Source organism: Streptomyces sp. NPDC002730, assembly GCF_042888805.1.
Taxonomy (GTDB): Bacteria; Actinomycetota; Actinomycetes; order Streptomycetales; family Streptomycetaceae; genus Streptomyces.
Genome location: NZ_JBIAQG010000001.1, coordinates 117,273 through 140,634, shown reverse-complemented (window position 1 = coordinate 140,634; position 23,362 = coordinate 117,273). Strand labels below are relative to the sequence as shown.

At 70.9% G+C, this 23,362-nt stretch carries 21 protein-coding genes; 9 read left to right on the top strand and 12 right to left on the bottom strand.

Annotated features, from left to right (window positions below; translation table 11 throughout):
• Positions 1–51: 51 nt before the first annotated feature.
• The 5 genes from ACFYXH_RS00680 to ACFYXH_RS00660 all read right to left on the bottom strand — a co-directional run bounded on the left by ACFYXH_RS00680 (position 52) and on the right by ACFYXH_RS00660 (position 5,569).
• On the bottom strand, positions 52–930 hold the full coding sequence (locus ACFYXH_RS00680; RefSeq protein WP_389559429.1) for an ABC transporter permease: 879 nt from the start codon (positions 928–930) through the stop codon (positions 52–54).
• Positions 917–1,855: an ABC transporter ATP-binding protein gene (locus ACFYXH_RS00675; RefSeq protein ID WP_389559427.1), complete on the bottom strand. Its 939-nt coding sequence runs from the start codon at positions 1,853–1,855 to the stop codon at positions 917–919. The genes ACFYXH_RS00680 and ACFYXH_RS00675 overlap by 14 nt, the downstream gene beginning before the upstream one ends.
• Before the next feature lie 96 nt (positions 1,856–1,951).
• Positions 1,952–3,190, bottom strand: a complete 1,239-nt coding sequence (locus ACFYXH_RS00670; RefSeq protein ID WP_389559425.1) for an outer membrane lipoprotein carrier protein LolA — start codon at positions 3,188–3,190, stop codon at positions 1,952–1,954.
• Between the two features lie 174 nt (positions 3,191–3,364).
• A complete protein-coding gene (locus tag ACFYXH_RS00665) occupies positions 3,365–4,378 on the bottom strand; it encodes a CHRD domain-containing protein (RefSeq protein WP_389559423.1) in 1,014 nt (337 codons plus the stop codon).
• A 180-nt stretch (positions 4,379–4,558) separates the two neighbouring features.
• The gene (locus ACFYXH_RS00660) at positions 4,559–5,569 is read right to left on the bottom strand and encodes a polyprenyl synthetase family protein (protein WP_389559422.1); all 1,011 of its coding nucleotides are present in this window, start codon (positions 5,567–5,569) and stop codon (positions 4,559–4,561) included.
• Positions 5,570–5,748: 179 nt separating this feature from the next.
• On the opposite strand from ACFYXH_RS00660, the gene ACFYXH_RS00655 reads away from it, so the two are divergent.
• From ACFYXH_RS00655 to ACFYXH_RS00615, 9 genes are all read left to right on the top strand, one after another.
• On the top strand, positions 5,749–7,767 hold the full coding sequence (locus tag ACFYXH_RS00655) for a CocE/NonD family hydrolase (RefSeq protein ID WP_389559420.1): 2,019 nt from the start codon (positions 5,749–5,751) through the stop codon (positions 7,765–7,767).
• Positions 7,768–7,851: 84 nt separating this feature from the next.
• Positions 7,852–9,081 (top strand): fumarylacetoacetase, encoded by a 1,230-nt coding sequence (fahA, locus tag ACFYXH_RS00650; protein WP_389559418.1) that lies wholly within the window; start codon positions 7,852–7,854, stop codon positions 9,079–9,081.
• Positions 9,081–9,800, top strand: a complete 720-nt coding sequence (locus ACFYXH_RS00645; RefSeq protein ID WP_389559416.1) for a GPP34 family phosphoprotein — start codon at positions 9,081–9,083, stop codon at positions 9,798–9,800. Before fahA ends, ACFYXH_RS00645 begins: the two co-directional genes overlap by 1 nt.
• Positions 9,801–9,929: 129 nt before the next feature.
• Positions 9,930–10,700 carry a GntR family transcriptional regulator gene (locus tag ACFYXH_RS00640; protein WP_389559414.1) on the top strand — a complete coding sequence of 257 codons (771 nt, stop codon included), beginning with the start codon at positions 9,930–9,932 and terminating at the stop codon, positions 10,698–10,700.
• 33 nt (positions 10,701–10,733) lie between these two features.
• Positions 10,734–10,961, top strand: a complete 228-nt coding sequence (locus ACFYXH_RS00635; protein ID WP_266533934.1) for a ferredoxin family protein — start codon at positions 10,734–10,736, stop codon at positions 10,959–10,961.
• Between the two features lie 15 nt (positions 10,962–10,976).
• The gene (locus ACFYXH_RS00630; RefSeq protein WP_389559412.1) at positions 10,977–12,332 is read left to right on the top strand and encodes an ABC transporter substrate-binding protein; all 1,356 of its coding nucleotides are present in this window, start codon (positions 10,977–10,979) and stop codon (positions 12,330–12,332) included.
• Positions 12,329–13,222 carry an ABC transporter permease gene (locus ACFYXH_RS00625; protein ID WP_389559410.1) on the top strand — a complete coding sequence of 298 codons (894 nt, stop codon included), beginning with the start codon at positions 12,329–12,331 and terminating at the stop codon, positions 13,220–13,222. The genes ACFYXH_RS00630 and ACFYXH_RS00625 overlap by 4 nt, the downstream gene beginning before the upstream one ends.
• 126 nt (positions 13,223–13,348) lie before the next feature.
• Positions 13,349–14,131, top strand: a complete 783-nt coding sequence (locus ACFYXH_RS00620; RefSeq protein ID WP_389559409.1) for an ABC transporter ATP-binding protein — start codon at positions 13,349–13,351, stop codon at positions 14,129–14,131.
• 11 nt (positions 14,132–14,142) lie between these two features.
• Positions 14,143–16,836 carry a fumarate reductase/succinate dehydrogenase flavoprotein subunit gene (locus tag ACFYXH_RS00615; protein ID WP_389559408.1) on the top strand — a complete coding sequence of 898 codons (2,694 nt, stop codon included), beginning with the start codon at positions 14,143–14,145 and terminating at the stop codon, positions 16,834–16,836.
• 418 nt (positions 16,837–17,254) lie between these two features.
• Here the strand turns inward: ACFYXH_RS00615 and ACFYXH_RS00610 are convergent, their stop codons facing one another.
• From ACFYXH_RS00610 to ACFYXH_RS00580, 7 genes are all read right to left on the bottom strand, one after another.
• Positions 17,255–19,939 (bottom strand): ATP-binding protein, encoded by a 2,685-nt coding sequence (locus ACFYXH_RS00610; protein WP_389559406.1) that lies wholly within the window; start codon positions 19,937–19,939, stop codon positions 17,255–17,257.
• A gap of 82 nt (positions 19,940–20,021) precedes the next feature.
• Positions 20,022–20,372 carry a YciI family protein gene (locus ACFYXH_RS00605; RefSeq protein ID WP_389559404.1) on the bottom strand — a complete coding sequence of 117 codons (351 nt, stop codon included), beginning with the start codon at positions 20,370–20,372 and terminating at the stop codon, positions 20,022–20,024.
• Positions 20,338–21,312 (bottom strand): virginiamycin B lyase, encoded by a 975-nt coding sequence (locus tag ACFYXH_RS00600; protein ID WP_389559403.1) that lies wholly within the window; start codon positions 21,310–21,312, stop codon positions 20,338–20,340. The genes ACFYXH_RS00605 and ACFYXH_RS00600 overlap by 35 nt, the downstream gene beginning before the upstream one ends.
• Positions 21,313–21,429: 117 nt before the next feature.
• Positions 21,430–22,113: a GNAT family N-acetyltransferase gene (locus tag ACFYXH_RS00595; RefSeq protein ID WP_389559402.1), complete on the bottom strand. Its 684-nt coding sequence runs from the start codon at positions 22,111–22,113 to the stop codon at positions 21,430–21,432.
• Complete coding sequence (locus ACFYXH_RS00590) at positions 22,095–22,370, bottom strand: hypothetical protein (RefSeq protein WP_389559400.1); 276 nt, start codon at positions 22,368–22,370, stop codon at positions 22,095–22,097. The genes ACFYXH_RS00595 and ACFYXH_RS00590 overlap by 19 nt, the downstream gene beginning before the upstream one ends.
• Positions 22,371–22,378: 8 nt before the next feature.
• Positions 22,379–22,948, bottom strand: coding sequence for a dihydrofolate reductase family protein (locus tag ACFYXH_RS00585; RefSeq protein ID WP_389559398.1), 570 nt, complete (start codon positions 22,946–22,948; stop codon positions 22,379–22,381).
• Positions 22,949–23,100: 152 nt separating this feature from the next.
• Positions 23,101–23,349 (bottom strand): hypothetical protein, encoded by a 249-nt coding sequence (locus ACFYXH_RS00580; protein ID WP_389559396.1) that lies wholly within the window; start codon positions 23,347–23,349, stop codon positions 23,101–23,103.
• Positions 23,350–23,362: the final 13 nt, after the last annotated feature.

The following is a 23,362-nucleotide window of genomic DNA, read 5'->3' as shown; positions in this document are numbered from 1 at the left end:
GACACGCACGCGGCCGCCCGGGCCAAGGAGTTCCTCACCCGGTGAGGTTCTTCACGCGGTGATGTCCTTCGCCGTGAAGCGCGCCCACGCCGCCGACCCGAACACCGCTGCGTACACCCCCTGCAGACCGAGGTTCTTCAGCACCTCGTCCCAGTAGACCGGCTCCCGCATCAGGTCCGCGAACGACAGCCAGTAGTGCGGGAAGAGGTACGGATGGATCCCGTGCAGCTGCGGAATCGTGTCCAGGATCTGCACCGTGATCAGCAGTCCGACCGTCGTCGCCATCGCCGCGATACCGCTGCCGGTGAGCGTCGAGATGAAGAGACCGAGCGCCGCGATCCCGCTCAGCGACGCGGCGACGACGGCCGCGACCAGCGCGGCGCGCAGCAGTCCGTCGCCGAAGGAGATCCTGGTGCCGGAAATGGTCGTGACATCGCCGAGCGGGAAGAGCAGCGAGCCGACGGCGAGCGCGGACACCGCCACGACCAGGGTCGCCACGAGGCAGAAGGCGCAGGCGGTGGCGTACTTGGCGAGCAGCAGCCGGCTGCGTCCGGCCGGGGCGACCAGCAGATAGCGCAGGGTGCCGGAGTTCGCCTCGCCCGCGATCGCATCACCCGCGACGACGCCGACCGCCATCGGGAGGAAGACCGGCAGGGTCGCGGCGAGCGCGGCGAAGACCAGGAACAGGCCATTGTTGGTGATCTGGGTGATGAAAGCGGGGCCGCCACCCCTGCCGTCGCCGACCGGCCCGCCGCCGCTCGTCTCGACCCTGATGGCGATGCCGATCAGTACGGGGACGGCGGCCAGCACTCCCAGCAGCGCGAGCGTGCGCCAGCGGCGGAACGTGATGGTCAGCTCGGAGCGGAAGAGGCCGAGCGTCCACAGCGGGCTGCTCGTCCTTTCGCGTACGAGAGTGTCAGCCTGCGACATCGAAGCCCTCTCCGGTCAGCGCGACAAAGGCGTCCTCGAGCGAGGCGCGCTCGATGCCGAAGCCTCGTACCCGTACGCCGCCCTGCACCAGCGCGGCGTTGATCTCCGCCAGCTCGACTTCCTTGGCCGGCAGTTCACCCGTCACCCGGTCCCCGGTCACGTCCAGATCGGTGACCCCCAGCTCCTTGAGGAGCCGGGCGGCGTCGGCGGGGTCGGGAGTGGTGACGGCCAGCCGCCCGCGCGCGCCCGCCGCGAGATCGGCGACCGGCCCCTGGGTGAGAAGCCGGCCCTGGGCCATCACCGCGGCATGCGTGCAGACCTGCTCGATCTCGTCGAGCAGATGGGACGAGAGAAAGACCGTGGTGCCGTCGGCGGCCAGCTCCCGTACCAGGGAACGGATCTCCCGCATGCCCTGCGGATCGAGACCGTTCGTCGGTTCGTCGAGCACCAGCAGTTTCCGCGGCTGCAGCAGCGCGGCGGCCAGCCCCAGCCGCTGCTTCATCCCGAGCGAGTACGCCTTGGCCTTCTTGCCCGCGGCCTGCGTCAGCCCGACCCGGTCCAGCGCGGCGGCGACACGGGCGCGCCGCGTTCGGGGATCGGCGCTCGGATCGGCGGAGTCGTAGCGCAGCAGATTGTCGCGGCCACTCAGGAACCCGTACAGCGCGGGCCCTTCGATCAGCGCCCCCACCTGCGGAAGTACGGTGCGGACCGCGCGAGGCATGGGCAGACCGAGGACCGTGGCGCTGCCTGCGGTCGGCTCGATGAGCCCCATCAGCATCCGGATGGTGGTGGTCTTGCCGGAGCCATTGGGGCCGAGGAACCCGAAGACGCTGCCGTCAGGCACGCTGAGATCGAGCCGCTCGACGGCCAACTGCCCGCCCCGGTAACGCTTGGTGAGCCCATGCGTCTCGATGACGGCTGTCATTCCGGTCCCCCGTTCACTCGGTCAGCGGTCCGCCCCACCGTACGGAGCGTACGGCGGGGCGGACGGTAAGCACGCGTCGTCATGCCTGACCTGGTGTTACTTTGCCTCGTTCGCGGCCTTCACGAGCGCGTCCTGGGTCACGGCGCCGACGTAGACCGTGCCGTCGTCCGTCATCAGGGCATTGACCAGGCGGGTCTTGAAGACCGTGCCCGAGCCGAACTTCCCGTGGACCTGGTCGCCCAGCGCGTCCAGGAACTTCTCGGCCTCCGGCGGCACATCGCCGTCCTTCTTCGGCGGGGTGATGCCCTCGCCGCCCGGCGCCTCGATCTTGGCGATGGCGTTCCAGCCCTTGCCGATGACGTTCAGCCCCTGGAAGTCCTCCAGGCCCATGAAGTCCTCGTGGTTCCTGGCTTCCTTGTCCTGCTTCAGCTCGTCGGCCTCCGTCACCTTCGCGCCCTTGGGCGGGGTGAAGTTGAAGGTCGACGCGTCCGGCTTGGAGAAGTCGACCTTGGTGAAGCCGACGTCGATCGCGGCCTTGCCACCGCTGCTGGGGGTGAGCGTGAACTTCAGCGGCACGCCGTTCTTGGCGTCCACCGCGACCTTGATCGAGCCGATCGTCGAGCCGCTCTGCTTGGGCTTGATGACCAGCTGGTACGCATCGCGGCCGGCCACCTGCGCCGTACCGCCGACGGTCACCGAGGTGGTGTCGCCGGCGGCCTTGAGCGCCTCTTCGGCAAACTGCTTGGGCGTGCTCGGGAGGTCCTTCGGCAGGGCCTGGTGCTCCTTGCCGGAGCCGTCGCCCTTGCCGTCGCCCTTGGCGTGGAAGGCCTCGTTCGAGTCGCTGTCGTAAGCCCAGACCTCGTCGCCGTTGTGGATCAGGCTGTACTCGGCGGTGTCCTCCAGGATCGACACCTTCGCCTTGTCGGGACCGTCGGCCGCGACCCGCAGGGTGTGCGAGCCGGAGGCCAGCTCCATCAGCTTGCCCTCGGGAGCGGCGGACGAGCCCGACCCGTCCTGCTCCCCGCCCTTGGGGCCGAGGGAGCCGCCGCCCAGGCCCGCCAGGCCGCCCAGCGACGGGATGCCGAGGTCGGTGTTGATCTTCACCGTGCCGGAGAGCTGCTGGGTGTCCGACGCGGCCATCTTCTCGATGAGTTTCTGCGCGCTGATCTTCGGCAGATCGGGGTCACCGGAGGCAGCGAGCGCCGGGACGAGCCCGATGGTCGCCGCCGCCACCCCGGCCACCGCGACCGGGACGATGTAGCGCGCTGCCTTGCGGCGGCCCGCTGCGAGGTCCTGGGCCTCTTCGGTGGTCTGTGCGCTGTCGTTCGGTGCCATGGTGTGCCCTACCTCCGTGGTTGGTCAGGCGTGGTGTATTCATCTGACCAAACCGGGCCTGCAGAAGCGTCAGACCGCGGGAGCAACTTGGCGTACTGCTCTGGGATGACAGTAGAGGCGCGGCGCCTCCCCCAACCAGTGGGGGAAGCGCCGCAAGCCCTGTTGCCGCACCGGTTACTTCTGAATGAAGACGTAGTCCGCCCCGTAGGGGACGCCCACGATCGCTCCCTGCTCGCAGCTGCCGGCCGGGGCGACGCCGCCCACGGTGTTCAGCCGGAAGATCTCCTGGGTGTTCGCCAACAGCCCCCGCTTCTTGCCGGACTGGGTGGCCTGGAGATCCAGCTCGGCGATGTTCTTGTCGCCGTTCGGTGTCTTGCTGATCAGCTTGCCGGTGACGGCGCTGTGGTCCGGTGCGATCCACTGCGGCGTGCCGGAGTTGGGGGCGATGAAGGAGTGGGCGATGTGCCCGCCGAGGACGGCGCGCACATCACGCTGCTGGAAGGAGAGCTTGCCGTCGTCGCCCTTCTTGCACTCGTAGATCTGCTTGCCCTTGACGACGGAGGCCTGCACGTTGTCGAGCGCCTTGTCGAAGGCGAAGGAGTTGGTCACCTTGTGGAACTGGCCGCGGACCGCGCCGCCCGGGAACTCGGCGGTGTGCAGATTGGCGTAGAAACCGCTCGGGTCTGCCTTGAAGGCGTCGAGCACGGCCTTGTCCGTGACCTTGACCGTGCCGGTGACCGCGCCGGTCCAGCCCTTGCTCTTGGTCTTGCCCTTGCTCAGCAGCCCGGTGAAGTCGATCTTGATGCCGCCGTTGGCGCCCTTCACGCCCTGGTGGATGTGGAGGGCGGTCGGCTTGTCGGTGCCGCGGAACTTCACGGCGACGGACACCTTGTCCCCCGTGACCTTCACGAACTCCAGCGCGGCACCGTCGCCGTCACCGACGGCGGGCCCGCCCTGGACCGGCACCTCGCTCGCACCGTTCAGGCTCGCCACGAAGAGGGCGGCGCCGCGGTCGGAGCGGCTGCCGGCGCCACTCTGTACGGCGATGCCCGCGCTGCTGTCCGCGTGGCCCGAGTGCCCGGTGGCGGAGCTGTTGCTGTCGGCGAAGGCCGGCAGGACGGTGAGGGCGACGCCGGCCGCGGCGGCGACGGCGGTGGTACCGATAAGGATGGTCGTGTTCCGCTTCATTACGAAATCTCCCCGTACACGATGCCAACGCCCACTGCGTCAGCTTCTGGGCATGAGTACGGAGTGGATCCTAGGTTAGACTCAATCCAACAATGTGACCCGCGTCACAGATCGCGAAAGGGCGTGCGCACACCCGCCAGGAGGGTGTACGGGAGGTGTCGTACAGGCAAACAGACGGGGTCAGCCCGCGCGGTGGACCACCGCGTCGCACAGCTCTTCCAGAGCGGCCCTGGCGTAGCACTCGGGCAGCGGAGCGAGCATCGCCCGCGCCTCCTCCGCGTACCGCACGGTGTCCCGCCTGGCCTGCTCGAGGGCCGGATGGGCGCGCAGCAGCCGCAGCGCCTCGGCATGCCGGTCGTCGTCCGTCAGATCCCCGTCGAGCAGCGCGACGAGCTCCAGGTCCTCGGGCCGCTCGTGCGCCGCCGCCTGTGCACGCAGATGCAGCACGGGCAGGGTCGGGATGCCCTCACGCAGATCCGTGCCGGGCGTCTTGCCCGACTCGTGCGAGTCGCTGGCGATGTCGAGTACGTCGTCGGCGAGCTGGAAGGCCACGCCGAGCCGCTCCCCGTACTGGGTGAGGATGTCCACGACACCCTCGTCAGCGCCCGACATCATCGCGCCGAACCGCCCCGAGACCGCGATCAGCGAGCCCGTCTTGCCCCCGATGACATCGAGGTAGTGCTCGACCGGGTCGCGGCCGTCGCGCGGCCCCGCGGTCTCCAGGATCTGGCCGGTGACCAGGCGCTCGAAGGCCTCCGCCTGGATGCGCACGGCCTCCGGGCCCAGGTCGGCCAGTATGTGCGAGGCCCTCGCGAACAAGAAGTCGCCCGTCAGCACGGCGACGGCGTTGCCCCAGCGCACATTGGCGCTGTCCACACCGCGCCTGACCTCGGCCTCGTCCATCACATCGTCGTGGTACAGCGTCGCGAGATGGGTCAGCTCGACGACCACGGCCGAGGGCACGACACCCGGCGCGTGCGGATCACCGAACTGGGCGGCGAGCATCACCAGCAGCGGCCGGAAGCGCTTGCCCCCGGCGCGTACGAGGTGCTGTGCGGCCTCCGTGATGAAGGGAACCTCGCTCTTGGTGGCATCGAGGAGCCCCGCCTCGACAGCCGCCAATCCGGTCTGGACATCGGCCTCAAGAGCCTGGTCCCGCACGCTCAGCCCGAACGGCCCGACGACGGTCACGAGGGGATCTCCTGTCTGCTGACGATCAAACGGATTGTCGATGTGTCGCTGGATTCACTCAAGTCAGCGTATCCGGTCGCGTTTCGATCACCGTGGGCGCCTTCCCGCCTCCCCCGGTATGTTCAGGATCAGCTCATACACCCATGAGTGGGCCTTTTGTACTGAACCGAGGTCCTGCCATGCGCATCCGTACCGAGTTCCCGTACGACACCGGCCATGAGGATGTCCGTATCCCGCTCCCGGACGGGACGAAGCTGTATGCGCGCGTCTGGCGGCCGCTCACCGACGAGCCCGTACCGGCACTCCTCGAATATCTGCCGCACCGGCTCAGCGACGGGACCGCGCCGCGCGACCACCAGCGTCATCCCTGGTACGCGGGCCACGGCTACGCCTCGGTACGGGTCGACATCCGCGGACACGGCAACAGCGAGGGCATGCCGGGCGACGCCTACGACACGACCGAGCCGGCCGACGGGGTCGCCGTCGTCAACTGGCTGGCCCGGCAGCCCTGGTGCACCGGCCGGGTCGGCATGTTCGGGATCGGCTGGGGCGGCCGCAACGCGCTCCGGATCGCGGCGCTCGCGCCCGAGCCGCTGAAGGCGGTCGTCACGGTCTGCACCGGGGACGACGGGTACGACAACGACATGCACTACATGGGCGGTTCGGTGCTCGCCGCCGGGATGCACGCCTGGTCCGCCACCCTGCTCGCCTCCGTCGCCCGCCCGCCCGACCCCCTCTTCGTCGGCGACGAGTGGCGCGAGATGTGGCTGAAGCGGCTGGAAGCCGTCGAACCCCGCATCCACACCTGGCTCGCCCACCAGATCCGCGACGACTACTGGAAGCACGGCAGCGTCCGCGAGGACTGCTCGGCGATCGACGCGGCGGTGCTGGCGGTGGGCGGCTGGCACGACCCGTACCGGGACACGGTGCTGCGACTGGTGGAGCATCTTCCGCCCGATCGTGTACGAGGGCTGATCGGCCCGTGGTCGCACCAGTACCCGGACCGGGGGCGGCCGCCCGGGCCCGCTATCGGCTTTCTGCAGGAGACCCTGCGCTGGTGGGACCACCACCTCAAAGGCCTCGAGAACGACATCATGGCCGAGCCCCTGCTGCGCTCCTGGATCAGCGAGTCGCATCCGCCCGCGACGACCTACGCCGAGCTGCCGGGCCACTGGGTCGGCGACAACGCCTGGCCCTCGCCGCACATCACCACCGTCCCGTACGCGCTCCAGGGCGCGCCGGTGATCGTCGACTCGCCGCTCCACACCGGCCTGGACGCCGGCCGCTTCCTGCCCTCCGGGAACGACGCCGACCTGCCGCCCGACCAGCGTGACGAGGACGCCGGCTCGGCCTGCTTCGAGTTCCCGGTCACCGGCGACCCGATCGAGATCCTCGGCCGCCCCCGGGTGACCCTGCGGCTGCGCCTTGACGTGCCCTACGGCCAGGCGATCGCCCGGCTCTGCGACGTCGCCCCGGACGGCTCCTCCACCCTGGTGACCCGCGGCGTCCTCAACCTCTCCGCCCGCCACGGCCACGAACGCGCCAACGCCTGGCCGCCCGGCACGACGGAGGACGTCACCTTCGAGCTCAACGCCATCGGCCACACCTTCCCGCCGGGCCACCGCATCCGGCTCGCCGTCTCCTCCGCGTACTGGCCCTGGATCTGGCCGCAGACCGGCTCGGCCGGCTTCACGCTCGACCCGGCGGGCTCCCGCCTCGGACTGCCCGTACGCGAGACCGGTGAGAACACCGAGACCGGTGAGAACACAGCGGACAAGATCACCTTCGAGGAGCCCGAACAGTCCGAACCGCTCGGCGTCAGCGTCCCGGCGACCTTCGACGAGCAGCGCCCTGAGCGGCTGGTGATCCGGGATGTCGCGAAGGGCGAATGGCGCCTCGAGGTCGACCCGCGCCACGGCGGCACCCGCGTCCATCCGGACGGCCTCGAGTTCACCGAGGACACCCTGGAGACGTACACGATCCAGGAGAACGACCCGCACTCCGCGCACACCCGATCCGACTGGACGATCCGGCTGCACCGGCCGGAGCTGGCCTGGGACGTCCGGATCGAGACGCGCTCCGAAATCAGCTGCGACGCGGCCGACTTCATCACCTCGAACGAGGTGGTGTGCAAGGACGGCCGCGAGATCGTCTTCCACCGCACCTGGGAGAAGCGCATCCCGCGCATGGCGGGCTGACAGGGTCGGGCGGGCGACCTGCCGCCGCAGGGCAACGTCCACGTAACGTGTCACTCACACCCGTGGAAAGCGAGGCAAGCACCGATGCCCGAGCAGAGCCCGCTCGATCTGGCCGAAGGCGATCCCTTCGGCCCGCACAACCTCCCGTACGGCGTCTTCACCACCGCCGACGAGCCCGACCGCCGGCGGCTCGGCGTCCGCATCGGCGACCAGGTGCTCGACGCGGGAGCGGCGGCGCACGCCCTCGGCTCCCCCTACGCTGCCCTGCTGGCGCAGCCGAGCCTCAATCCGCTGCTCGCCGCGGGCCGCACCGCCTGGCGCGATGTACGCCGCGCGCTCACCGCCTGGGTCACGGTGCCCGCCCACCGGCCGGACATCGAGCCGCTCCTCCACCCGCTCGGCTCGGTCACGCTGCACCTCCCGTACGACGTCGCGGACTATGTCGACTTCTACGCGAGCGAGCACCACGCGACCAACGTCGGCAAGATCTTCCGGCCGGACGGGGACGCGCTGACCCCCAACTGGAAGCATCTGCCGATCGGTTACCACGGCCGCTCCGGCACCGTCGTCGTCTCCGGCACGGACGTGGTACGCCCCTGCGGCCAGCGCAAGACCCCCGCCGACGCCGCGCCGCTCTTCGGCCCGTCCGTGAAGCTCGACATCGAGGCCGAGGTGGCCTTCCTCGTCGGCACCCCCTCCGAGCTGGGCAGGCCGGTCGCACTCGGCGACTTCCGCGACCATGTCTTCGGGCTCTCGCTCCTCAACGACTGGTCGGCGCGCGACATCCAGGCCTGGGAGTACGTCCCGCTCGGCCCGTTCCTCGGGAAGTCCTTCGCCACGTCCGTATCCGCCTGGGTGACCCCGCTCGAGGCCCTGGACGCGGCCAGGGCCGCCGCACCTGTCAGGGACTTCGATCTGCTCCCCTATCTCGACGACTCCGCCGAGGAGGAGCCGGGCGGCTTCGACCTGCGCATCACGGTGGCGATCAACGGGCATGTGGTCGCCGAGCCGCCGTTCGCCACGATGTACTGGACGGCCGCCCAGCAGCTGGCCCATATGACGGTCAACGGCGCCTCGCTCCGTACAGGAGACCTCTTCGGCTCCGGCACGGTCAGCGGCCCCGAGGTCCACCAGCGCGGCTCGCTGCTCGAGCTCACCTGGAACGGCCGGGACGCCCTCGAACTGCCCGAGGGCAAGCGGACCTTCCTGGAGGACGGCGATGTGGTGACCATGACCGCCTGGGCGCCGGGCCCGGACGGCGTACGGGTGGGCCTGGGCGAAGTGACCGGCCGGATCGTACCGAGCGCCGGGTAATGACCGAACTCACCCTGCCCGAGGAGTTGTTGCTGCTTGCCCTGGACCCGGTGACGGGCCGCCGGCACTGCGGTCGGCGCTATCTGCAGTACGGGCTGGCCGGCGCCGCCCTGGCCGAGCTCGAGCTCCAGGGCAGGGTCGCCGAGGCACACGGCCGGGTGACGGTGGTCAATCCACTGCCGCCGCAGGACCGGCTGTCGGCGCAGATCCTGGCGAGCCTCCCGGCCCCGGGCAAGAGCCGGTTCGGCGACGGCATACGGGCCCGGCCCTGGGTCAGGCGCACCGGGCGGGAAGTCGAAGAGCTGTGCCTGCACCAACTGGTGGGGCGCGGTGTACTGCGGGTGGAGAGGCGCCGCTTTCTGGGGCTCTTCCCGTACCACCGCTACCCCGCGGCGGCCGAGGACTGGTCGGCGCGGGCGCGGGGGCGCTACGCCGAGTCGATGACGGTCGGCTTCCCGGACCGCCGCAGCCGGTTGCTGGCCGCCTTCACCTCGGCGATCGGGCTTGCCGGGGTGCTGTATCCGGGATTCGGGTCCTGGCGGGAGCGGGGCCAGCTGCGGGTTCTCGTACGGGAGGAGTGGGCGCCGTACGCGGTGCACCGCGCCGTACAGCAGGACAAGCAGTCCAGCAGTAGTGGCAGCTTCGGGGACGGGGGCGGCGCCGTCGACGGCGGCGGGGACGGCGGCGGAGGCGGGGATGGCGGCGGCGGCGGCGACTGACGCCCCCGGGGTGGCAGATCTTTCCACCACTTCCACAAACATGCAGGTCAAAGCGGTGTGATCCACGCCCTGAGTGGCGCAACACTCTGGCAACACCACCGTCGACACAGTGTCGGTATGGTCCCTCGCATGCCAGCCGAACGTATCCGCGAGCACACCGTGCCGGTCGCCGCCGCCCGACGGCGGCGGCTGCGCGCGGACCAGGCGCGGCAGCTCGCCGACCTGCTGCGCCACCAGGCGCGCACCGGCGGCTTCCCCGGTGGCGTGCTGCCGCTCGAAGGCGCGATCGGCGACGACTACCGCGTGTCCCGCAACACCGTCAGGCAGGCGCTGGACCTGCTGCGTACGGAGGGGCTGGTCGAACGGCAGCCGGGCGTCGGCACGGTCGTGGTGTCCGAGAAGTACTCGCACGGTCTCGACCGGCTGCAGGGCCTCGCCGAAACCCTGCACGAACACGGCGACGTCACCAACGAAGTCCGTACGGTCGGTCCGGTCGCCGCGCCCGCACCCGTGGCCCGACGGCTCGGCCTCGCAGAGCACACCGACGTGCTCTACATCGAGCGGCTGCGCCGGCTGAACGGCCTGCCGCTCTCCCTCGACCTCACCTACATCCCGATGGACATCGGCACCTGTCTGCTCGGCTGCGACCTGGAGCACACCGATGTGTTCCGGCTGCTCGAGACGCTCACCGGGCAGCCGCTCGGCACGGCCGAGATCACCCTGGAGGCCGTCAACGCCGACGCGCACTCCGCCGCCGTACTCGAAGCCCCGCGCGGCGCGGCCGTACTCATGCTGGAACGGCTCACCCATCTCTCCGACGGCCGGCCCGTGGACCTGGAGTTCATCCGCTTCCGCGGCGACCGCATCACCATGAGCGGGCTGCTCCACCGCTCCCTCTGACCTTCACCCCGTACCCCTCTCCTGGAGACAGCCATGCCTCTGGCACCCCAGCGCGCCGACGTGCCCGTGACCATCGACGAGTCGAAGTGCATCGACGGCTGCACGCTCTGCGTCGACATGTGCCCGCTCGACTCCCTCGCGATCAACCCGGACAGCGGCAAGGCCTTTATGCACGTGGACGAGTGCTGGTACTGCGGCCCGTGCGCGGCCCGGTGTCCCACGGACGCGGTCACCGTCAACATGCCCTATCTGCTTCGCTGAGAGGTACGAACTCCCATGCCACGCAAGCCAGTTGCGCTCCTCGCCGCCGCCCTGCTGCTGCCGCTCGCCAGCTGCGGCGGCTCCGCGGAGGCGGGCGACGGCTCGACCGTCACCGTCACGGTCGGCTACCAGTCCAAGACCATCAACACCGTCACGGCCGGCACGCTGCTGCGCTCGCTCGGCTACTTCGAGCGGGAGCTCGCCGCACGCGGCAAGCGTGACGGCATCACCTACAAGGTGAAGTGGCAGGACTACGCCACGGGCGCGCCGATCACCGCGCAGATGACCGCCGGCAAGATCGACATCGGTTCGATGGGCGACTTCCCGCTGCTGATCAACGCGGCCCGCGGCAAACAGCTGAACCGGCCGACGCGGCTGGTCTCGGTCACCGGCTACAACCTGCGCGGCGGCCTCAACACGGTGGTGACGGCGCCGGATTCGAAGGTGGCGTCGCTGAAGGATCTGCGCGGCAAGAAGGTGTCGACAAGTGTCGGTTCGGCAGCCGACGGCACGCTCGTACGGGCGCTGCAGCGGGCGGACATCGACCCGGAGAAGGACATCCGCAAGCTCAACCAGCAGCCGGCGGTGGGCGCCTCCGCACTGCAGGCGGGCAGCGCGGACGCGCTCTCGCAGTTCGTGGCGTGGCCGGGGCTGCTCGCGTTCCAGGGCCGGGCGAAGGCGCTGTACGACGGGGCGGAGCTGAACCTGCCGACGTTCCACGGCGTCACGGCGCGCGAGGACTTCGCGAAGAAGCGGTCCGCGGTGCTCGAGGACTTCCTGCGGGCGCAGGCCGACGCGACGGAGTATCTGCGTGCGCACCCGGTGGCGGCCGCGGAGTCGGTGGCCAAGGCGACCGGACTGCCGCCCGAGGTGGTCTACCTCTACAACGGAGCCAATGGCATCGCCACCTTCGACCCGACGCTCAAGCCGCGGCTGGTGGACGCCCTGAAGAAGGACGTGCCGGTGCTGAAGTCGGCGAAGCTGGTGGGCGACGTGGATGTGGACGCGTTCGTCGACGACCAGTATGTGAAGCGGGCGTACGGCGACGGCTATGCGAAGGCGCTCACCGCCACGTCCGCTGCCGCGAGGAGTGAGGTGTGGCTGACGGGCAAGACCGACACGCAGCCCTTCAACTCCCCTGCGGAGCTGCTGCGTTATATCTCCGCTCATCGGGACGCGGTGCGGGCGGCGTATGTCCCCGACGCCACCACCGGAACGCTCTGGTTCGCCGACAAGGCGGTGTGGGTGGCGGACGGCACAACACTGCGGCCCTTCGTCGCGCCGTCCACGGCCGCCGCGTTTGTCGCGGGGCACCCGGGTGCCCGTACCGTCCCGTACGCCGATGCACTGAAGCAGGCGTCGGCGTCATGACCGCCGCCTGGCCCCGGTACGCCCTGCGCGCCCTCTCGCTCGCCGGCGCGCTCGGCCTGTGGCAGCTGCTGACCGCGTTCGACGTGAATATGTGGCTGCGTTTCGAGCAGTTCCCGACGGTCCTGGACGTCGCGCGAGAGTTCGGGGAACGGATCGGCAGCGGCCCGTACTGGCAGGACCTGTCCGACAGCCTCACCCGTATCGTCACGGGCTTCGCACTGGCGGCGGTCGCGGGAGTAACGGTCGGCACGGCGATCGCCCGCTCCCGCCTCGCCGCCGACCTGCTCGGCCCGGTCCTGGAGGTGCTGCGCCCCATCCCGGCGATCGCCCTGGTCCCCGTGGCGATCCTGCTCTTCCCCAGCAATGAGCAAGGCATCGTCTTCATCACCTTCACCGCGGCCTTCTTCCCGGTCATGGTCTCCACCCGCCATGCGGTACGCGCCCTGACCCCGGTCTGGGAGGAGGCGGTCCTCACGATGGGCGGCGGCCGGTGGCGGGTACTGGGCTCGGTGGTCCTGCCGGGCGCGCTGCCGGGGATCCTCGGGGGTCTTTCGGTGGGCATCGGTGTCTCGTGGATCTGTGTGATCTCGGCGGAGATGATCTCCGGGGAGTACGGGGTGGGGTACCGGACCTGGCAGGACTACACGGTGGTCGACTACCCGGGCGTGTTCGTCGGCATGGCGACGATCGGCGTCCTGGGCTGGCTGACGTCGACGGCGGTGGAGCTGGCGGGGCGCCGGGTGACGCGGTGGCTCCCGCGCACGGAGCACGGGCCCACGGCCCGGCGGACCCGGGGGATTTCCCCCATCCCGCCCCTTCCCGTCAGTGGGGGCAAGCCCCCAGGCCCCCGAACGCCGTTCGGTCGTGTCCTCAATCGCCGGACGGGCTGACAAGCAAGCCCCGCCGGCGATTGAGGCGCGGGGTCCGGGGCGGAGCCCCGTGGCCCGCCGCAGGCGCCCCCACCCGCACCCGCACCCCACTCCACACGCACGCACACACACAAGGAGGCGTAACCCATGACCACCCCCTCCAAAACGCTCTCCCCCGCCACCAAAACCCCACCCCGCGGCGCCCGTCTCACCCTCTCCCGCGCAGCCCTCGGCCGCCCCGGAGCCACCATCCTCGACAGGCTGGATCTCGACATCGCGCCCGGGGAGATCCTCACCGTCGTCGGGCCCTCCGGGTGCGGCAAGTCGACCCTCCTGCGCACCCTCGCCGGGCTGCTGGCCGTGCTGGACGGCGAGGTCACACAGGACGGCGAGCCCATCATCGCCCCCCGCGCCGAACGGGCCCTGGTCTTCCAGGACGACGCGCTGCTGCCCTGGCGCACCGTCCGGGCCAATGTCGAACTGCCCCTCGCGATCAAGGGCGTTCCGCGTGCCGAGCGTCGCCGTCGCGCCGAGGCGTGGCTGGAGCGCGTCGGGCTCGACGGGCACGGGCCCAAGCTCCCGCACCGGATGTCCGGCGGGCAGCGGCAGCGCGTCCAGCTCGCCCGCGCCCTCGCCTCCGAGCCCCGCGCCGTCCTCATGGACGAGCCCTTCGGCGCGCTCGACGCACAGACCCGGGCAGGGATGCAGCAGCTGCTCGTCGACGTGCTGCGCGGCACCGGCGCCACCGTCGTCTTCGTCACGCACGACGTGGACGAGGCGCTCTTCCTCGGCGACCGCGTCGCGCTCCTCGGCGCCGGCCGTGTCCTCGACGTACCGAAGCCGCGCGAACGCGCCGCGCACTCCGACCCCGCCACCGTCGCCCTGCGCCGCGAGGTCCTCGAATCCCTCGGCAGCATCACCACCGACTGAAAGGCACGACCGTGCAGATTCCCGCTCTCTCCGACGCCGAGGAGCTCACCTGCGACGTCCTCGTCATCGGCGGCGGCACGGCCGGCACCATGGCGGCGCTCACCGCGGCCGAGCACGGCGCAGACGTCCTCCTCCTGGAGAAGGCACACGTACGCCACTCCGGAGCTCTCGCCATGGGCATGGACGGCGTCAACAACGCCGTGATCCCCGGCCGCGCCGAACCCGACGACTACGTCGCCGAGATCACCCGCGCCAACGACGGCATCGTCGACCAGTCAACCGTCCGCCAGACGGCGACCCGCGGTTTCGGCATGGTCCAGCGGCTCGAGTCGTACGGCGTGAAGTTCGAGAAGGACGAACACGGCGAGTACGCGGTGCGCCAGGTGCACCGCTCCGGCTCGTACGTGCTGCCCATGCCCGAGGGCAAGGACGTCAAAAAGGTCCTCTACCGGCAACTGCGCCGCCGCGAGATGCGCGAACGCATCCGGATCGAGAACCGGGTGATGCCGGTGCGGGTCCTCACCGCCGAAGGAAAGGCCGTCGGAGCCGCCGGCTTCAACACCCGTACGGGCGAGTTCGTGAAGGTACGGGCGGGCGCGGTGATTCTCGCCACGGGCGCCTGCGGCCGCCTCGGACTCCCCGCCTCCGGCTATCTCTACGGCACATACGAGAACCCCACCAACGCCGGTGACGGCTACGCCATGGCGTACCACGCGGGCGCCGAGCTCACCGGCATCGAGTGCTTCCAGATCAACCCGTTGATCAAGGACTACAACGGTCCGGCCTGCGCCTACGTCGCCAACCCCTTCGGCGGCTACCAGGTCAACCGGCACGGCGAGCGCTTCGTCGACTCCGACTACTGGTCGGGCCAGATGATGGCCGAGTTCGCGAACGAACTCGCCTCCGACCGCGGCCCGGTCTACCTCAAGCTCAGCCACCTCCCCGAGGAGTCCATCAGCGCGCTGGAAGGCATCCTGCACTCCACCGAGCGCCCCACCCGCGGCACCTTCCATGCGAACCGCGGCCACGACTACCGCACCCACGACGTCGAGATGCACATCTCGGAGATCGGCCTGTGCGGCGGCCACTCGGCCTCGGGCGTACGCGTCGACGACCACGCCCGCACCACCGTGCCCGGTCTGTACGCCGCCGGTGATCTGGCCTGCGTCCCGCACAACTACATGATCGGCGCCTTCGTCTTCGGCGATCTGGCGGGCGCCGACGCGTCCCAGTACCGGGCGTACGACGGCGAGTTGCCCGCCGACCAGCTTCGCGACGCCCACGAACTGATCTACCGGCCCCTCCGCAATCCGGAAGGACCGCCCCAGCCCCAGGTCGAGTACAAACTCCGCCGTTTCGTGAACGACTACGTCGCCCCGCCCAAGTCCGGCGCCCGGCTCTCCCTCGCCGTGGACCACTTCGAGCGGATGCGCGGCGAGATCGCGGAGATGGGCGCGGAGACCGCGCACGAGCTGATGCGCTGCGCCGAGGTCACCTTCATCCGCGACTGCGCCGAGATGGCGGCCCGCTCCTCCCTCGCCCGTACGGAGTCCCGCTGGGGTCTCTACCACGAGCGTACGGACCATCCGCAGCGCGACGACAAGGACTGGCTGCACCACCTGGACCTGCGCAAATCCCCGTCCGGGGCGATGGAGTTCACGGCGCGGCCGGTCGCTCCCTATCTCGTCCCCGTCGAGGAGTACGCCCCCACCGGTGGCGCGTCCCGCCACCTCGGCGAGGTCCACGCGGAGCAGGTCGCCACGGCGGGCCCTCGGGACATCGCGTCGGTCGGCTCCGGCGTCCGCGCCACGATCCGGGAGGACGCCACCGCCGTCTCCCACTCGCCCCGCATCCTGGAGCTCCTCGGTCTCGCCGAGGACGAGCCCGAACTCCCGCAGCTGCGTCCCTTCTTGACCGATCCGGACCCCGCCGTGCGCCGCGCCGCGGTCGCCGCGCTCACCGAGACCGTCCCGCCGGGCACCGGCCCGGCGCTCGCCGCGACACTCGCGGACGCGGACCCCGGCGTCCGTACCGCGGCCGCGGCGTCCCTGCGCGAGCTGGTCGAAGTCCTGCCCCCGGAAGCCGAGTTGTCCCGAAGTCTCACCGAGGCGCTCGGCAACGACGATCCTCGGGTCCGGGCCGCCGCACTCGATGTGCTGCGCGCGCTGCGCCTGGGCGACGCCGCCGCCTACGCCCGTACGCTCGACGACCCGGACATCGAGGTCCGCATCGAGGCCGTACGCGCTCTGGTCTCGGTCGACGCCCTCGATGTCGTCGCCCGCGCCACCGCCGACCCGGCCCGCGAGGTCCGCGTCGCCGTGGCGCGCAGCCTGGACGACCCGGAGGCCCTGGAGCCGCTGGTCCAGGACCCGGACATCCTCGTCCGCGCGGCGGCACTCGCCGCGCTCTCCACCGCCGGCTGCCCCGCCCCGTACGCCGCCGCGGCCGTCACCGCGCTGGCCCATCCGTCCTGGCAGGTCCGCGCGGGAGCCGCCACCGCTCTGGGCGGCGCGGATCCCGAACTCGCCGTGCCCGCCCTGGCCAAGGCCCTCGGCGACACGAACGCCGACGTCCGGAAGCAGGCGGTGCTGGCCCTGCTCAGGCACTCCGCCCACGAGGACGCCCGCGCCGCGCTCGCCACCGCGGTCACCGACCCGGACGCGGACGTCCGCGCCTACGCTTCTCGGGCGGCTACCCCGGCCTGAGCGGCGGGAGCCCCATCGCATTGGGGAAGGGAACCCCGCCCGCCTCGACGATCCGCCGGGCGAGCGGACGCAGACGGGCGTGGCCGCCTGCCACTCTGCCTCGCTCCAACCCCGGTTGAGGCGCTGCTCAGCCGGGGCGAGCCCCCGCGCCACGATGATCACATTGGCCTCGCAGCCGTCCACCCCGTGAGCTTCCCAACGGGACGATACGTTTCTGTTCGGGATCGCGGCGTGACCGGAGGTTCCGTCCCCCTTGCGGAGGAAGACTCCGCTGGGTCGGCGGGGCTTGGCACAGGCCCTCGGAACGAGACGGGTCCCCCCGAGCGGTTCTCTCTCGGTCGCAGCTGGCGTCCCGGCTCGGCCCAGCTTGTGCCTGTGGTCGGGAAGGGCTCCTGACCTGCCTGTTCTTCTGCGCCCGTCAGGGCGTGAGCAGGTCGGCGAGTTCTGTTCGGGAGCTGATGCCGAGCTTGGGGAACGCGCGGTAGAGGTGGTGGCCGACGGTGCGTGGGCTCAGGAACAGGTGCGTGGCGATTTCGCGGTTGGTGGCGCCGGTGGCCGCGAGGCGGACGACTTCGCGCTCCTGGGCGCTCAGGCGGGTCAGGGGGGAGTCGGTGGCGTCGGACGGGTCGTGGGTTTCGCCGGCTGCCTGGAGTTCCGTGCGAGCGCGGTGGGCCCAGGGTCGGGCGTTCAGCTGATCGAAGATTTTCAGTGCGGTGCGCAGTTGGTCGCGGGCGTCGATTTTGCGGCGCGAGCGGCGCAGCCATTCGCCGTAGAGGAGTTGGGTGCGCGCCCGATCGAAGTCGTTACCGTCGGTGTGCAGGTCCAAGGCGGCCAGATAGTGCTGCTCGGCCTGTGTGTCCGGGCTGGTCAGGGCCGCGCAGCGGTGCGCTTGGGCCGTGAAGTGGAGCTGTCCGAGGTCGGCCGCCCATGTCATGAGCTGGTCCGCGGGTGCCCGCGCCCCTTCCGGATGTCCGGCGCGCACGGCCGCCTCGATCAGATCCGGCAACAGGTGCCGGGCCAGGAAGGGGTGGCCCGCCGCCTGCCGGGCCGCCTCCAGATGGCGCAGCGCGTCCTGCGCCCGCCCGAGGCCGAGGTCGAGCAGCCCCAGCGCCCACAGCGCCTCCGCCGCGCCCCGTCCGACCTCGCGCGGGCGGGTGTACTCCAGTGCCTGTTCGGCCATTTTCCGGGTCTGCGCCTCCTCCCCTTGGACGGCGGCCAGCACCGCCAACAGGGCGCGCAGATGGGCTGCTCGGTGGTCCAGGTCGTAGCCGTCGGCCAGCCGGAGCGCTTCGGTGGCGTGTGCGTGCGCGTCGTCGAGCCGGCCGAGCGCCAGCTCCACCTGGGCGCGCAGATGCAGCGTGGTGGGCAGCCATCCACCGATGCCCTGCTCGCGGCAGTGGGCGACCGCCGCGGCGGCCAGTTCGTGCGCGGTCGCGTGATCGGCCATCAGGTGGCAGTAGATCGCGGTCACCAACTGGTCCATGAGCCCGACGTCGGCGAGGCGTCCGGCCCGTACGAGAGTGTCCAGGGCCCGGCGCGCGCCGGGCAGGTCGCCCGCCAGGAGGTGGGCGGGCACGGCCAGGATCGGCAGATGGGGCGTGCGGACGCCGATCTCCACCATGAGGGGTGCGTCGCCCGCGCAGAAGGCCGCGTGGATGGCGTCGGTCAGCAGCGGCGCGAGCTTGTCGGGGCGGTCGGCCGAGATCGTGTCCGCGCAGTCGGCCAGGATGCGGGCGGCCCGGCGGGGGCTGCCGTAGCCGAGCTCGACCACGGAGCGTACGCGGGCGAAGTCCGCCGCCATCCCTGGGTCCCGCAACGGCAGTGACACCTGGTCGGTGAGAGCGCGGCACCGTTCGTCCTGGCCGGCCTCGCTCGCCTTCTGCGCGGCGGTGATCAGGCGGCGGGCGTGCCGGTGCGGATCGGCGGTCAGGCGGGCGGCCCGCTCGTACGCCGCGGACGCGGACGCCATCGCCTGCCTGCTTCCGGCCCACTCGGCGACCCGTTCCAACTCCGCGGCGACCTGTTCGTCCGGGCCGGTCGTCGCGGCGGCCAGGTGCCAGGCGCGCCGGTGCGCGTGCTGGGCGCCGTCCAGGTCCGCCGCCAACGCCCGGTGCGCCGCGATCCGCCAGGCCAGCGGGGCCTGTTGGTAGGCGGCGAACCGGATGAGGGGGTGCCGGAAACGCAGTTTCTGCGCGGAGACGAAGACCAGTCCGGCACGCTCGGCGGGCTCTAGATCCCTGACCTCCCCGTCGAGCCGGCCCGCGGCTGCCAGCACAGTGGGAAGGTCCCCGGTGTCGTCGGCCGCGGCCACCGCGAGAGTGCGCTGGGTCGCGTCGGGAAGGCGGCGGATCTGCTGTGCGAACGCGTCCTGGAGCTGATGGGGCAGCTCGGGCCGCGCCTCGGCCGGCGCCAGCGGCCCCAGCTGTCCGGCGCGCTGCGCCGGGGTCAGCGCGGCGGCCAACTCCCGCAGCGCCAGCGGGTTTCCCTGCGCCTGGTCGAGGATGTGCTCGGCGACCGGGGGAGCGAGGCCGGGCAGCAGCGCCACGGCCGACCGCCGGTCGATGCCGGTGACGTGTACGCGCGGCAGCGCCCTCGATCCGCTCTCCGGCGAGGTGCCGCGGGTGGCGAAGAGCATGACGATGCCTTCGTCCCGCAGCCGCCGGGCGGCAAAGGTCAGCGCGTCCCCGGACGGCCGGTCGAGCCATTGCAGATCGTCGACCAGGCACAGCAGGGGGTCGCCCGTGGCCGCCTCGGACAGCAGCGACAGTGTGGCGAGCCCCAGGGTGAGACGGTCCCGTACGGGCTCGTCGCTCAGGCCGAAGACGGCGCGCAGAGCCCCGGCCTGGGGTCCCGGCAGCCGGTCGAGTAGATCGAGCACCGGCAGGAAGAGCTGATGGAGCCCTCCGAAAGCGAGCTCCATCTCCGACTCGATGCCCTCGACCCGCAGCACGCGCATGCCGTCCGCGTGGGCGGCCGCATGCTCAAGGAGAGTGGTCTTGCCGATGCCGGCCTCGCCGTGCAGCAGCAGTGAACTGCTCGCTCCGCGCCGAGAGTTGGCGAGCATCCGCTCGATGTGGCGTCCTTCTTCTGCGCGCCCCTGCACCGTCCGCTCCCCCCGGCCAGCAACCGAGCATCATGATCGACACTGTACGTCGGGGGAGGGGCGATGCCGCAACGGGCCGTCCTCAGGCGCCTTCGAGCACCGGCCGGATCTCGATGGTCTCCAAGGTGCCGAGCCCCTTGGCGAGTTCCACGGCTTCCTCACGGTCGGCCACGTCGATGACGAACCAGCCGCCCAGGGTCTCCTCGCCGGGGTGTGCGGGCCCGTCGGTCACCGTGGCGGGAGCTGCTTCGGTGGTCTTGCGCACGGTCGCCGCGGAGGCCGACTCGGTGTCCAGGGCATCGCCACTGATCAGTTTGCCTGCCGCCGCGATCTTGCCGATCCAGGTCTCGTACGCCGCTCGGTGAGCGGCCCGGTCGGTCCGGATCCGGTGGCGCGACTCATCGGTCTCGAAGATCACGAGTGCGTACTTCATGAGCGTTCCCTTTCGTTCCCTCGTTGTTCGTTGCTTCGTTGCTTCGTTGCGTGCGGACACGGACGCCGACGCGGGCGAGTGCGCCGATTTCCAGCGCCGTCCACAGAGCTCCGTCCGGGCCCAGGGCGATCCCGTGCGGCTCCGAGCCCGGGGTCGGCAGGTCGTGCACGGTGACAGTGCCGTCGGGGGTGAGGGAGCCCACCCGGTTGCCGGCCCACTCGGTGAACCACAACGTGCCGTCGCTGCCGGGGGTGATGGCATGCGGCCGGGACGTCCGGTCGGGCAGCGGGAACTCGGTGATCCCGCCGTCGGGAGTGATCCGCCCGATCTGCCCTGCACCGATCTCGACGAACCAGACCGCCCCGTCGTGCCCGGCCGCGATGCCCACCGGGGCGGCGGACCTGGTCGGCAACGGGTGCAGAGTGACGGCTCCGTCCATGCCGATCCGCCCGATCGCGTCGGCCTGGTTCAGGGTGAACCACATCCCGTCGTCGGCGCCTGCGGTGATCGCGGAGGGGTAGGTCCCCGTGGCCGGCAGCGGGAACTCGGTCACCCGGCCGTCGGTGGTGATCCTGCCGATCCGGTCGGCGGCGGTCTCGGTGAACCACAGCGCTCCGTCCGGCCCGGCGGCGATTCCGAACGGACCGCACTCCGCAGTCGGCACGGTGAATTCCTCGACCTTGCCGTCGAGGGCGATCCGGCCGATGCGGTGCGCCCGGTGCTCGGTGAACCACAAGGCGTCGTCCGGCCCGACAGCGATGATCGTCGGCCCGCAGTCCGGATCGAGTTGATGGTGCGTGAGTACCCCTCCGGGCACGAGACGCCCGATGCCCCCGCTGTGAACCAGCGTGAACCACAGCGCCCCGTCCGGGCCCGTGGTGAGCGCGTAGGGACCGCTGTCGCTCCCGGCCAAGGTGAACTCTTCGATGAAAACCGGCATCAGACCGGCTCTCCTCTCTTGATACGGCTCATACGGCTCTCTTCATACGGCGCGCCCGCTGCCGCCCTTCATCGACCGTCCGTCTCCCTCGGGCGAAGGGGCCTCCGTCTCTCCGCCCTACGCCACCGGCGCCGAATACAGCATGCGGATCTCCGAAGTCCGGTAGTCGGCGCGGGCGAAGGCCGCGACCATGGGGGCGTTGCCGGTGTCCGTGGTGGCTGTGATCAGTTCGGCACCGGATTCCGCATGGATGAGGGTGATCTCGGTGAGGAGGTCGTCCACGTACCCATGGCCGCGGAACTCGGGGACGACGCCCAGGTAGCCCACGTTGCGGGCATACGGTGTCGCGGAGGGGAGGGCGAGGCCCGCGACCTGCCCGTCCGGCGTGTGGGCCACGCGCCACCACTCGCGCCGACCGGGGCAGCCGAGATAGAAGTCCATCTCGTCCCTGGCCGTGGCTTCGGCGCCCTTGACGGCGATGTTCCTGCGGGTCTCGTCGTCCAGGCTGCCGACGGCTATCCGACGGAACAGCCGGAGGAACTCCTCGTCCGAAGCGGGGGCGAACGTCAGCCGGCCCCTGGACGCGGGGAGGCCGACGTCGGCCGTCCATTGCAGGCGCAGCCGTTCCACCTCGTGCGTGAGGCCTGCTGCCACGGCGGCCCGGCGCCGCCACTCCACGGCGGCCACCGCGGCCGGGGTGTCACGCCAGCCGACGGGCAGCGTCAGGTTGTACAGCGGAGTTTTGGGCGCACCGGCGTCGGCGAACGCCCGCAGCGCGGCGGTCAGCAGCCCGGCCGCCACCTCCGCGCGGTCGGGAGCGTCGGGTCGACATGCAGACAGTCCAGGGCGACGGGGTGAGCGCTGTCCTGCTGCCCCCACCACAAGGAACGGCCCACGATCCGCCCGTCGTCCTCGGCGATCCAGGTCCACTCCGGCCGGTACATCCCCTGTTTCAACTCGTCCAGGTAGCGGTCGGCGTCGATCCAGCCCACCGGTTCATCCACGATGACCGCTGCGACACACTCTTGATCGGCCTCGGTCGTGGGGCGAAACAACACGTTTGCTCCTACTGCTTGGTGTACGTAGTGACAGTCGCGCCGGTGGCGAAGACCCGGAAGTCGGTCAGCGTGAAGGCGGCAGGGTCGAATGCCGCGTGGAACAGCGGAACGCCGGCCCCGAACACCACCGGGTGGCGGTGGACCACGAGCTTGTCGACCTCGCGCAGCAAGCGCCCGGCCAGCACCCGGCCGCCGCACAGCCAGATGCCCATGCCCGGCCGCCGCTTCAGCCCGCGGACGAACTCCGCCGGGTCCCCGGCGACGACATCGACGCCTGACGCGGGCCGTTTCAGGGACGAGGAGACGACGTACTGCCGCAGCCAGGGATACGGGCTGTCGGCACCGGCCGCCCGAGCGGATTCGTAGACGCCGCGCCCCATGACGACCGTGTCGAACAATCTGTTCGCCGTGCTGACGACGCCCAGCGGCCTGCGGGCATGGTCCGGGACGGTCTCGGGGTACTCGGCCAGAACGGCGGCCTTGAGATCGCCGTCGAAGCCGAAGGGGTCGCACTGTCCGTCAGGACCGGCGGTGAAGCCGTCGACACTGCAGCCGACGAGGTACGTGAGCAGACGCATGCGGGTCCGATTCCGATCCGTTGCCACCAGGGACGAGATGACACTAGGCACCCCGATTCAGGAGGGCATCGGTCATCGCGACGTAACGTGACCCGCCTCGCCCGGGACGGCATCGGTAGCGGTGTCGGGGTCGGTACCGGCGGGCCGGGGTGTCAGGGCCGCCCCTTCTCCCACGCCTCCCGATCCCCTATGTACCGAGGGCGCTCCGCGACGATCGACCGGGTCTGGGCCGTGCCACGGCCCAGGTGCCAGCGCACCGCGCCCCTGACTCGGGACGCGCAGGAAGCGATGAAGTGGTCGCAGACCGTGCGGAGTTCGCCGAACCAGCGGCCCTCCAAGGCCTCGCGCACCCAGAGTTGTTCGAGGCGCATTTTCTCGCGGACGGTCTGGTCAACTGGCATGGCGTAGATCATT

Bases quoted from the DNA above. Each gene is read 5' to 3' on its own strand.
- ACFYXH_RS00680 (WP_389559429.1), bottom strand. From the start codon at position 930: ATGTCGCAGGCTGACACTCTCGTACGCGAAAGGACGAGCAGCCCGCTG.
- ACFYXH_RS00675 (WP_389559427.1), bottom strand. From the start codon at position 1,855: ATGACAGCCGTCATCGAGACGCATGGGCTCACCAAGCGTTACCGGGGC.
- ACFYXH_RS00670 (WP_389559425.1), bottom strand. From the start codon at position 3,190: ATGGCACCGAACGACAGCGCACAGACCACCGAAGAGGCCCAGGACCTC.
- ACFYXH_RS00665 (WP_389559423.1), bottom strand. From the start codon at position 4,378: ATGAAGCGGAACACGACCATCCTTATCGGTACCACCGCCGTCGCCGCC.
- ACFYXH_RS00655 (WP_389559420.1), top strand. From the start codon at position 5,749: ATGCGCATCCGTACCGAGTTCCCGTACGACACCGGCCATGAGGATGTC.
- fahA (WP_389559418.1), top strand. From the start codon at position 7,852: ATGCCCGAGCAGAGCCCGCTCGATCTGGCCGAAGGCGATCCCTTCGGC.
- ACFYXH_RS00645 (WP_389559416.1), top strand. From the start codon at position 9,081: ATGACCGAACTCACCCTGCCCGAGGAGTTGTTGCTGCTTGCCCTGGAC.
- ACFYXH_RS00640 (WP_389559414.1), top strand. From the start codon at position 9,930: ATGCCAGCCGAACGTATCCGCGAGCACACCGTGCCGGTCGCCGCCGCC.
- ACFYXH_RS00635 (WP_266533934.1), top strand. From the start codon at position 10,734: ATGCCTCTGGCACCCCAGCGCGCCGACGTGCCCGTGACCATCGACGAG.
- ACFYXH_RS00630 (WP_389559412.1), top strand. From the start codon at position 10,977: ATGCCACGCAAGCCAGTTGCGCTCCTCGCCGCCGCCCTGCTGCTGCCG.
- ACFYXH_RS00625 (WP_389559410.1), top strand. From the start codon at position 12,329: ATGACCGCCGCCTGGCCCCGGTACGCCCTGCGCGCCCTCTCGCTCGCC.
- ACFYXH_RS00620 (WP_389559409.1), top strand. From the start codon at position 13,349: ATGACCACCCCCTCCAAAACGCTCTCCCCCGCCACCAAAACCCCACCC.
- ACFYXH_RS00605 (WP_389559404.1), bottom strand. From the start codon at position 20,372: ATGAAGTACGCACTCGTGATCTTCGAGACCGATGAGTCGCGCCACCGG.
- ACFYXH_RS00600 (WP_389559403.1), bottom strand. From the start codon at position 21,312: ATGCCGGTTTTCATCGAAGAGTTCACCTTGGCCGGGAGCGACAGCGGT.
- ACFYXH_RS00585 (WP_389559398.1), bottom strand. From the start codon at position 22,948: ATGCGTCTGCTCACGTACCTCGTCGGCTGCAGTGTCGACGGCTTCACC.
- ACFYXH_RS00580 (WP_389559396.1), bottom strand. From the start codon at position 23,349: ATGCCAGTTGACCAGACCGTCCGCGAGAAAATGCGCCTCGAACAACTC.